Genomic DNA, 1,406 nt, shown 5'->3' on the forward strand with positions numbered 1-1,406 from the left:
GCTACTAACAATCGCATAAAATGTACAACTTTTTGTTGGCACCACTTAACCTTAACAAAACTTTGCAACAGAACCGTATACGCTATGTTTAAATTCAGCATCATACTGCCCTTTGTAAAAGAATAATTTTATAGTTTCCTTTAAATATAGAAGGTTCCTCATATACAATCTTTATTGGCAAATCCTTGCAAATATCACTAAACCTCCGATTAATATCTGTGCCAAGAAAGGAAGTAATGGTGTTGATTATGTTTCTGCTTATACTGGAAGACGATTCTTCAGGTAAAAATTTATCAAAAACTAATAAGAATCCTGTTTGTTTAGTTACTCGAAGAGCTTCAGCTAAAGCCTGCTTTGGATGTTCAACAACACTTAAAATGAGATTTAGAGATACTACATCAAAAGATTCATCTGGAAACTGTAATTGCTCTGCATTCATTTGTAGAAGTGTAGCCTGATTTTCCTGTATTTTAGTTTTTGCTTTGTTTAACATATCTTGTGAAAGATCAATTCCTGTAATATGGACATCTGAAGGAATAAAACGAAAGTCCTCTCCAGTTCCGACACCAACAAATAAAATATCTTGTTTTGACTTAAGGGGAAGAAGAGAGAAAGCTCGCTCCCTTGCCTTTATAAATAATTTGTTACTCATTAAGTAATCATAAATTATAGAAATACCTTTATACTTAAGTTTATTCGTATGATTTTTCATCCTTTTACACCTCTTAAAGTTATAGAAAAGTACGAAAAAGACAAAGACATGCATTTCGTTTTCTACATGTCTTCTAGCTTGTAAGAAATTTCATTCCTGGCAGTGAACTATGTAATCTATGTGTGAATAGAACCAAGGGTTCATATCTATTTCTCTACGAATCTCCAATTCGTTTCCCTCCATCAAGGATTACAAAATTATAGCTTTCTTTTTGCAAGTAATATCCCCTACTCAAACCAGCTTGACCAGCACCAACTATAATAAAATCTAACAAATAGTTCCCCCTGTATCTATTTTTTAAAACATATGAATAATTGTTCATACGTTCATATGTTTTCGTTTATTATAGCACTCTATTTTTAAGCGTCAAGGGAATTTTAACCATTTTTTAAAGGGGAACGGCCAGAATTCCTTCTTTTTTGAGCCACTCACTAGATTATAGTTATATATAATTAGGTTGTTCTTATTTAATGGAAATGAAATTGTTTGAGGTTTATTAAATAAAGAAAGAGCTCCCTTCAGAATTGAAGTGAACCCTGAAAATGGGACACACATCAAAACACCTAAACTACCTGTTCCTTATATTCTTTAGGGGATAGGTAGTTTAATTTTTCCTAAATTCGCACACAATTGTAGTAATGAATGTATTCTAACACAGTCTTTCGCACAGTTGTGTTGGATACTTTTGTTAGAT

The 1,406-nt window shown here is 32.3% G+C and carries 1 protein-coding gene and 1 pseudogene; both read right to left on the reverse strand.

The features are described from left to right. Window positions 1-100 precede the first annotated feature (100 nt). A complete protein-coding gene (locus tag J4P91_RS28620) occupies window positions 101-712 on the reverse strand; it encodes a class I SAM-dependent methyltransferase (protein ID WP_207996788.1) in 612 nt (203 codons plus the stop codon). Window positions 713-800: 88 nt separating this feature from the next. After that, window positions 801-986 (reverse strand): annotated as a pseudogene (locus J4P91_RS28625) (NAD(P)-binding protein); the annotation flags it as partial. Between the last annotated feature and the right edge of the window lie 420 nt (window positions 987-1,406).

This window comes from Bacillus sp. XF8, from assembly GCF_017498755.1.
GTDB lineage: Bacteria > Bacillota > Bacilli > Bacillales > Bacillaceae_G > Bacillus_A > Bacillus_A bingmayongensis.

Coding starts and splice junctions, on each gene's coding strand:
- J4P91_RS28620 (WP_207996788.1), bottom strand. CDS start 712: ATGAAAAATCATACGAATAAACTTAAGTATAAAGGTATTTCTATAATT.